The organism is Streptomyces sp. NPDC007162 (assembly GCF_040634175.1).
Taxonomy (GTDB): Bacteria; Actinomycetota; Actinomycetes; order Streptomycetales; family Streptomycetaceae; genus Streptomyces.
Window position 1 is genome coordinate 1 of sequence record NZ_JBEYFC010000422.1, and the last position, 7,895, is coordinate 7,895.

The 7,895-nt window shown below is 73.2% G+C and carries 8 protein-coding genes; 5 read left to right on the top strand and 3 right to left on the bottom strand.

Features of this window, described 5'->3' with window-relative positions:
• A partial coding sequence (locus ABZ646_RS34650) for a cupin domain-containing protein (protein WP_360527946.1) occupies window positions 1–933 on the top strand: 933 nt, incomplete at its 5' end.
• Window positions 934–947: 14 nt separating this feature from the next.
• On the opposite strand, the gene ABZ646_RS34655 is transcribed toward ABZ646_RS34650, so the two are convergent.
• From ABZ646_RS34655 to ABZ646_RS34665, 3 genes are read right to left on the bottom strand one after another with little or no spacing between them, the layout of a single operon-like run.
• Window positions 948–2,126 (bottom strand): cytochrome P450, encoded by a 1,179-nt coding sequence (locus ABZ646_RS34655; RefSeq protein WP_360527949.1) that lies wholly within the window; start codon window positions 2,124–2,126, stop codon window positions 948–950.
• Window positions 2,123–2,764, bottom strand: a complete 642-nt coding sequence (locus tag ABZ646_RS34660; protein WP_360527952.1) for an HAD family hydrolase — start codon at window positions 2,762–2,764, stop codon at window positions 2,123–2,125. Before ABZ646_RS34660 ends, ABZ646_RS34655 begins: the two co-directional genes overlap by 4 nt.
• Complete coding sequence (locus ABZ646_RS34665) at window positions 2,761–3,459, bottom strand: SIS domain-containing protein (RefSeq protein ID WP_360527956.1); 699 nt, start codon at window positions 3,457–3,459, stop codon at window positions 2,761–2,763. Before ABZ646_RS34665 ends, ABZ646_RS34660 begins: the two co-directional genes overlap by 4 nt.
• A 208-nt stretch (window positions 3,460–3,667) precedes the next feature.
• Here ABZ646_RS34665 and ABZ646_RS34670 point away from each other — a divergent pair, with 208 nt between their 5' ends.
• Genes ABZ646_RS34670 through ABZ646_RS34685 form a run of 4 tightly spaced genes read left to right on the top strand, consistent with a single transcriptional unit; the run spans window position 3,668 to window position 7,861 of the window.
• A complete protein-coding gene (locus ABZ646_RS34670) occupies window positions 3,668–4,780 on the top strand; it encodes a Gfo/Idh/MocA family oxidoreductase (protein WP_360527959.1) in 1,113 nt (370 codons plus the stop codon).
• Complete coding sequence (locus ABZ646_RS34675) at window positions 4,777–6,081, top strand: DegT/DnrJ/EryC1/StrS family aminotransferase (protein WP_360527962.1); 1,305 nt, start codon at window positions 4,777–4,779, stop codon at window positions 6,079–6,081. The genes ABZ646_RS34670 and ABZ646_RS34675 overlap by 4 nt, the downstream gene beginning before the upstream one ends.
• Window positions 6,078–6,971, top strand: a complete 894-nt coding sequence (locus ABZ646_RS34680) for a sugar phosphate isomerase/epimerase family protein (protein ID WP_360527965.1) — start codon at window positions 6,078–6,080, stop codon at window positions 6,969–6,971. The genes ABZ646_RS34675 and ABZ646_RS34680 overlap by 4 nt, the downstream gene beginning before the upstream one ends.
• Entirely contained in the window at window positions 6,968–7,861 is an 894-nt protein-coding gene (locus ABZ646_RS34685) for a DUF4931 domain-containing protein (RefSeq protein WP_360527969.1), read from the top strand. Before ABZ646_RS34680 ends, ABZ646_RS34685 begins: the two co-directional genes overlap by 4 nt.
• Window positions 7,862–7,895: the final 34 nt, after the last annotated feature.

Here is a 7,895-nt window from a genome sequence, read left to right on the forward strand (position 1 = left end):
GGCTTTCGGTCGCCTTCGCGTCGGAGGCGGCCGGACGGCGGGGCGCCGAGCCCGTTCACGCTCGCCGACGTCGACGCCGCGTTCGCCACGGGGCTGCTGCGCGAGCCCTATGTCGAGATGACCCGCGCCGACCTGACGCTCAGCCCCTCGGACTACCTCTGCGCCCGGCCCATGTACAGCGAACGGCACGACGGGTTCGCCGACGAGCGGAAGATCTCCGCGCTGCTGGACCAGGGCGCGACCCTGCTGCTGCGCCGCGTCGACCAGTGGCACGGGCCCACCCGGGAGCTGCTGGCCGCGCTCGCCGGCGAACTGGGCCTGCCCGTGGAGGCCTTCTGCTTCGTCACCCCGGCCGGCCGCCAGGGGGTGCCACTCCACCGCGACGACGCCGACGTGCTGGTCGTCCAGACCGAGGGAAGCAAGCACTGGCACGTGCACGAGGGGCCGGCCGACGGCAACTGGCAGCAGGGCAGGGTGGACGACGACCCGCCGCCGGAGGTCATGCAGGCCACGCTCAGGGCCGGCGAGGTGCTGTACATTCCCCGCGGCTTCGCCCACCGGGCCACCGGCGACAGCGGGCTGTCCGCCCATCTGTCGCTGACCGTCCGGGAGGTCCACATGGGCGACCTGTTCCGCAGCCTCCACAAGATCGCCGGGGAGAAGATGACCGTGGAGACCCGGCCGCTGACCGACGACGCGGTCCTGGCCTGCGCGAAGGGCATGCTGGAACACGTGCGGGCACGCCTCGACGCGCTCTCGCCCGAGGACCTCGTCCGGCATGCCCGCCGCACCCGGCTCGCCCAGCTTCCGCCGGCGTCTCGCCCGCCGGCCCTCACCCGGCGGGCCATGACCGCGGCGGCGGCGCCGGCGGCCGGACGCGAGGGCCACGAGCCGCCGGGCGACACCCCGGCCACGGACTCCCACCGGAGCTGACCGGACCCGGCGGTTCAGCGGAAGGTGACCGGCAGGGCGAGGACCTTGCCCACCGACAGATAGGGCGAGCGGCGCAGTTCCGTCTCGTCGGTGCGCACCACCGCACCGGTCCGCCGCAGCTCGTCGAAGAGTGCCGTGATGCTGCCCCGGGCGAGCGCGGCCCCGGGGCAGTAGTGCGGCCCGAACCCGAAGGACAGGTGGGCGAGCCGGTCGTCACCGGGGCGGAAGGCCAGCGGGTCGGAGAACTGCCGCGGGTCGAGGTTCCCGGGCCCCAGTCCGAGCAGGATGCGGTCGCCGCGGCGCAGTTCGTGGCCGTCCACGGTGAGCGGGGCGCTGACGTGCCGCTGCACGAAGCGGAAGGGGCAGCCCAGCCGCAGGGTCTCCTCGGTGAGCGCGTCGGCGTCATGGTCCCGCTGTTCCTCGGCACGGCTCCAGTGCCGGACGGCGTCGGTGAGCAGTGAGGCGAGCGGGTCCAGGGAACCGGTCAGGATCTGGGCGGCGGCGGCCACCGCGGATTCGGGCCCGAGGTCGGGCGACGCCTCGATGGCGCGCAGCGCCTCTGCCGCCGGACCCCGGCCGGTGGCCAGTACGGTGCCGTGGATCTCCGAGCGGAGGGCGTCCAGCGCCTTGCGCGTGGTCAGGGCCAGGTCGTCGTCGGTCAGCGACAGCGGCTTCGCCATGTACTGCACGATCCCTTCGGCCGCCGCGACGGCGGGCCGCAGCCGGGGCTCGGGAACCCCGAAGAGGGCGGCGATCAGATGCCGGGCGAAGGGGTACGCGAAGCCGCCGACCCATTCCACGGCCCCGGCGGCACGGGCCTCCTCGACGAGTTCCGCGCAGCGCGTCCGCGCCGAGTCCAGGACCGGTTCGAGGGCCGCGTTGGTGAACGCCGGACGCAGCCCCTCCTTGAGATCGGCGTGGTGGTCGCCGTGCGAGAACAGGGGCCACAGGGCGAGGAACTCCTTGATGGGCCGGTGCAGTTCGTACTGCTCCGGAGGGAGCATCTGCATGAGCGGATCACTGATCTTGGCGTTCTGCAGGGAGCGCTCGCGCAGCAGGACCCGCACCTCGTCGTAGGTGTTGACGAACAGTGCCTTCATCGTCGGCTCGTAGGCGGAGACGGTCTCGGTCATGCCGTGCATGGCGGTGTTGGGATCGGTCACCGAGTAGTCGTCGAACATGGGGTGGGTCATGGTCTGCTCCTTTCGGATGTGCGGACATCGCCGGGACGGGCCTGCGGCGCGGGGGCTTCGGTACGGAGGGAGGCGAGCACGAGGTCCGCCGCGGCGGCCACGTCGGGTGCGGTGCGCACGAAGCCGGCGGGCACGGCGGGCAGTGCGCCGACCGGTGCGGCCCCGACCAGCACGGCGCCTCGGCAGCCGGCGTGCAGACCAGCGAGCACGTCGCTCACCATGTCGCCCACCATCCAGCCGGCCCCGAGGTCCAGGCCCAGGTCCGCCGCCGCCCGCAGCAGCATCCCGGGGCCCGGTTTCCGGTCCGGATGCTCGATCACGGTCCGGTCGGCGCCCCGCGGAACCTCCGGGCAGAAGTAGGAGGCGTCCAGACGGCAGCCCTCGTCGGCGAGCAGCCTGTTCAGGGCCGCGTCGACCGCACGGTAGGCGGTCTCGTCGATCAGCCCGCGGCCGATGGCGGACTGGTTGGTCACCAGTACGGTGACGAAACCGGCGGCGGTGAGCCGGCGCAGGGCCTGGCCGGCGCCGGGCAGCAGCTCCACCCGCCGGGGGTCGCCGAGGTGGGGCACATCGCGGATCAGGGTCCCGTCCCGGTCGAGGAAGACCACGGGCCGCGTCCCCTCGGCGGCCACGGTCACGCCGGCTCCGGCACGTTGACCGGCGAGGTCTGCGGGGGCGAGCCGTCCTCACGACGCGGGGAGGCGTCCCGGGCGGGCCGTACGGACTGCCGCTCCGAGACCGCCCGCTGCCGCTCCAGATCCGCCCGCAGCAGCTGCGACGCCGCATGGCAGACCGTCATGTGGACGTCCTCGATGACACCGTGGTTGCCGCTGGCCACCCGGATGTGCAGGTCCGCCAGCGGAGCCACACCGGCGGCCGTGTCACCGGTCAGGGCCACGAGCCGCTGGCCGTTGCGTCTGGCCGTCTCCCCCGCGCGCACGACGTTCGGGCTGGTCCCCGAGCAGCTCAGTGCGACGACGAGGTCCCCGGGCCGGGCATAGGCGGCCAGCTGGTAGGCGAACACCTCCTCGTAGGCGATGTCGTTGGCGATGGCGGTGGCGAGGGGGGTGCTGTCACTGAGGCAGTACGCCCGCAGCGGCGCGCAGCCCGGCACGGCGCTGGTCTTCAGCAGGTCGGTGACGTGGTGGCTGGCCGTCGCGGAGCTCCCGCCGTTGCCGAGGAGGAAGACCTGACGGCCCTCCGCCCGCGCCAGGCCCAGCTGTTCGGCGTACCGGGTCACGGCCGACCGGTCCAGCAGGGCGAGGGCCCGCGCCAGTTCCCCCAGGTAGCTCTCCAGCTGGCGGTTTCCTCCGTCGGCCTGATCGGTCGGCATTCCGGTTCCCCTCGCGTGAGACATCCTCACAACAGCGCGTCGTGACTGTGCACCCAATCGGACCTTGACAGGCTGTCACAGTCATCAGTCACAATCAAGAGTCGACCTCTGCCGCCCGCCAGTGCCACGCGGACTCATGGGAGCGCGACTGCAATGCGGTCGGCAAATCCAGTCACAAACTGCTTCCTTTACGGGAGGAAATTTGTCCATGCCCTCGCGGACCGGACATCGCGTCCAGTCCCTGGACGAGACTCCGATCTACGCAAGGCCGGCCGCAGGCACCCGGATCGGAATTGCGGGGGCGGGCGGTATCGCGAGTTTTGCCCATATCCCCGCCTATCTGCAGCTCGGTCTGACCCCGGCCGTCCTCTTCGACAACGACCCGTTCTCCATCGACCGGGCCCTGGACGCGATGGGGGACGTGCCCCGCCCCCGGGTCTTCACCTCCGCCCGGCAGTTCGCAGCGGCACTGCCCTCCCTCGGGCTGGACGTCCTGGACGTCGCGCTGCCCTCGCCTCTCCATCACGCCTTCCTGACCGAGCTGCTCGACATCTGCGGGTCGGCCTGTCCACCTCTGCTGGTGCAGAAGCCGCTGGCCCAGGACAGCGGTGCCGCGCGGGACCTCGCCGAACGCGCCGCGGACCTGGGCGTCCCGATGGCGGTCAACCTCAACGGCCGCTGGGTGCCGACCTTCCGCAAGGCGCGCGAGCTGCTCGCGCGCGGCCTGGTGGGCCCCGACCCCCTCGTCTCCTTCGTCAACCGGGGCCTCAACCGCAAGGAGGGCGACCAGTGGCGCAGCCGTCTCCCCCGGCTGATCGCCTACGAGATGGCCGTTCACCACGTCGATCTGCTGCACTGGGCGTTCGGGCCGGTCAGCTCGGTGTACTCGGTGGTCCGCAACGTCGGGGGGCTCGGCGTCGACGGCGACAACGTGGCGGTCATCGTGCTGCGATTCGCGTCGGGTGCCGTGGCGAACCTGCTGGAGGACTGGGCCTGCCGCGACGACGGCGTCTGGCACTACCACCCGGACGCCGAGCAGATCGTCGTGTCCGGACCCGGTGGCACCCTGGTCGCCACACCGACGGAACTGCGGGTGACGACGGACACCGGCGAGGAGACCTTCACCACGGCCACGTCGTGGTTCCCGGACGCCTTCGCCGGTCCCATGGCCGAGTTCCTGGCGTCCCTGGCCGAGGGCCGGGAGAGCGAACTCGCCGCCCTGCGGCACGTCGACGTCCTGCGCACCCTCGACGCGGTGTACGAGTCCTCCCGCACCGGCGAGTCCGTACGCCTGGAGTCACGGACGGAGGCGGCGCGTTGAACGGCGAACTGCTGCGCACCGCGGACGTCCCCGCTCTCCTGGGCGGGGAACCCGTACGCACCACCCCGCTGCCGGTGGCCTACGACGGTTCCGGAAGGATCTTCGGCCCGGAGGAGGAGGACGCCGTGCGCGCCGTGCTCCGCCGCGGGACCCTTACCCGGTGGGGCGGCACCGCCGTCGACGACCTCGAACGCGCCTGGGCCGAACGCCTGGGCGTGCCGCACGCGCTCGCCGTGTCGTCCGGGACCGCCGCGCTGCACGTGGCCCTCGCCGCGCTGGACCTCGCACCGGGATCCGAGGTGGTCACCACCCCGATCACCGACATGGGCACGATCATCGCGATCCTCCAGGCCGACCTGGTGCCCGTCTTCGCGGACGTGTCCCCGGAGACCGGGATGCTGACCTGCGAGACGGTGGCGGCGGCGATGACCGCGCGCACCGGCGCGATCCTCCCCGTGCACCTGTTCGGCCGCTGCGCCGACACCGCGGCACTGCGTGAACTCGCCGACGCGCACCGGGTCTTTCTGGTCGAGGACGCGTCCCAGGCGCACTTCAGCTTCGACCGCGAGGGCTACGCGGGGACGCACGGCCACCTCAGCTGCTTCAGCCTTCAGCAGTCCAAGGTGGTCAGCTGCGGGGAGGGCGGGATCGTCGTGGCCGAGGACCGGTTCCACGAGCGTGCCGAACTCATCCAGAACAAGGGGTGGCTCAGAGGCCGGCAGGGCGACCGGGCCTATCCGGTGGTGGGCCTGAACTACCGCATGCCGGAGCTGTCCGCGGCAGTGGCCCTCTGCCAGCTCCGCCGGGCGACCGAGATCATCGCCCGGCGGCGGCGGTCGTACGCCGTGGTCGTCGAGGCGCTGCGGGACGGACCCGGGCCGACGATCGCCGCCGAGCGCCCGGGAGAGCGGGCGAGCTGGTGGGCGCTGTGCGTGCGCTGGCCCGAACTCGCCGACGAGCCGGAACTGGCCGCGGCCGTGGAGAAGTCGCTGCGGGCCGACGGTGTGCCGTTCAGCCCCGGCTACATCGGCACCTCGCCGCTCTATCTGAGCGCCGCCCTCCAGCGCCGTGGCGAGGAGGGACGCCACGGTCTGCCCTGGTCCCTGCACCCGGAACCGCCCGTCTACCGCCGGGGCGACTGTCCCCACGCGGAGCGCTTCCTGAAAGAGAGCTACGTGATGAACTGGAACGAGGGCATCACACCGGACGACGCCGCCGACATCGCGCGCGCCCTGGCCCGGGCCCTGCCCGCGGCGCGGGCGTTCACGGCCTCGGCTCGACCCGCGGGCACCCGGCGATGACGCCGGCCGCCGCCTTCGACGGCTGGGCCCTCGATCCCGGCACCCTCGGATTCCACGTGCCGTTCGCCGAGTACGTGGCGGTGGCCGCGGCAACCGGCTACGACGCGGTCGAGGTCCCCGTGGCCGAACTGGCCGCGCTCGGACCGAAGCGGCTCACCGAGCTGTGCGCGCGTCACGGAATACGCGCCGACATCTTCTCCTGCCCGTGGCCGGCACCGTACAACGGCAGTGTTCCCGACGAGGTGTTCGAGCAGCGGCTCCGGGAGATCCCCCGGGTGTTCGCGCTCGTCGCCGAGGCGGGCGGCACCCGCGTCTCCGCCTTCTTCAACGGGCGGCGCCCGGACATGGCCGTGCTCACCCGCGACCGGCTCGCCGACCGGGCCGGGCGGCTCGCCGCACAGGCGGCACGCCACGGACTGCGGATGTGCCTGGAGCTCAACGACACCGATCATCTCGCCGCCGCGGCGGAGATCCTGCGGACCGCTCGGCGTGCCACCGGCCACCGGCCACAGCTGCTGGTGGACACCTTCCACCTCTACCGGGCGGGACTCGGGACCGAGTGGCTGGACGCGCTGCCGTCGGACGCGATCGGCTGGGTGCACGTCAGCGGGGTCCCGGACGGGACGCCCCGGTCGGCGGACAGCGGTCCGCGCACCGCGCCCTTCCGCGGCAAGCAGCCCACGGCGGACCTGCTGACCGCCGTCCACCGGGCCGGCTACCGCGGACCGCTGTCCATCGAGGTGCTGCCCGCGCCCGAACCCGGCACCGGCCTGCACGCCCATGCGGCCGGCCTCCTGGAGACGGCCCGCCGGGGACTCACCTGGGTACGGCCCGCGCCGGATCGGGCCGGTGCGGTGAGCGGCCCGCTCCGGACGGGAGGGGCGCGGTGACCGACGTGCAGCGGACCGCGGACCGCCGTACCGGGGCAGGCGGCGGCGACGGCGTGCTCCGTGACCCGCTCACCGGCCAGCAGGTCCTGATCGCCGGGCACCGGCAGGACAGGCCGCAGACGCGGACCGGACCGTGCCCGTTCTGTCCCGGAGGCACCGAGGCCCCGGATCCGTACGACGTCAAGGCCTTCCCCAACCGCTGGCCCGCGCTGCCCGGAGCCAGCGAGGTCGTGCTGTACACGCCGCGGCACACCGGTTCCCTGGCCCGGCTGAGCCAGGAGGAGGTGCGCAAGGTGGTCGACCTGTGGGCCGAGCGCACCGGGGAGCTCGGCCGCAGGGCGGACACCGGTTACGTCCTCGTCTTCGAGAACCGCGGCGGCGAGGCGGGGGCGTCCGTGGACCATCCGCACGGCCAGATCTTCGCGTTCCCCGAGCCGCCCGACGCCCCGATGCGCGAACTGCGCTCCGGCACCTGCGCGTTGTGCGCGGAGAGCGTCGCGGACGACCTGGTCGTGCTGGGCACCCGGGGCTGGCGGGCCTGGGTGCCCCGGGCGGCGGGATGGCCGTACGAACTCCGCCTGGCCCCCCGCGCGCATGTGCCGGACCTCCCGTCGCTGTCGTCGCAGTCCCGCGACGAGATGGCCTGGACGCTCGGCGAGGCGCTGCGCCGGCTCGACCGGGTGGTGGGCGGCACCATGCCGTCGATGATGTGGATCCACCAGCGGCCCACCCGCGGGCACTGGCCCCAGGCGCACCTGCACGTGCACGTGACGGGTCTGTGGCACGCACCGGGCAGGCGCCGGCACGTCGCGGCCGGTGAGCACGGTTCGGGAGTGATGGTCAATCCCGTGGTGCCGGCCGTGGCCGCCGGAAGGCTCCGAGAGGCCTAGGGAACGGATACGGCGATGCCCGCGGCGCCGGTGC

Bases quoted from the DNA above. Each gene is read 5' to 3' on its own strand.
- ABZ646_RS34670 (WP_360527959.1), top strand. From the start codon at position 3,668: ATGCCCTCGCGGACCGGACATCGCGTCCAGTCCCTGGACGAGACTCCG.
- ABZ646_RS34655 (WP_360527949.1), bottom strand. From the start codon at position 2,126: ATGACCCACCCCATGTTCGACGACTACTCGGTGACCGATCCCAACACC.
- ABZ646_RS34665 (WP_360527956.1), bottom strand. From the start codon at position 3,459: ATGCCGACCGATCAGGCCGACGGAGGAAACCGCCAGCTGGAGAGCTAC.
- ABZ646_RS34680 (WP_360527965.1), top strand. From the start codon at position 6,078: ATGACGCCGGCCGCCGCCTTCGACGGCTGGGCCCTCGATCCCGGCACC.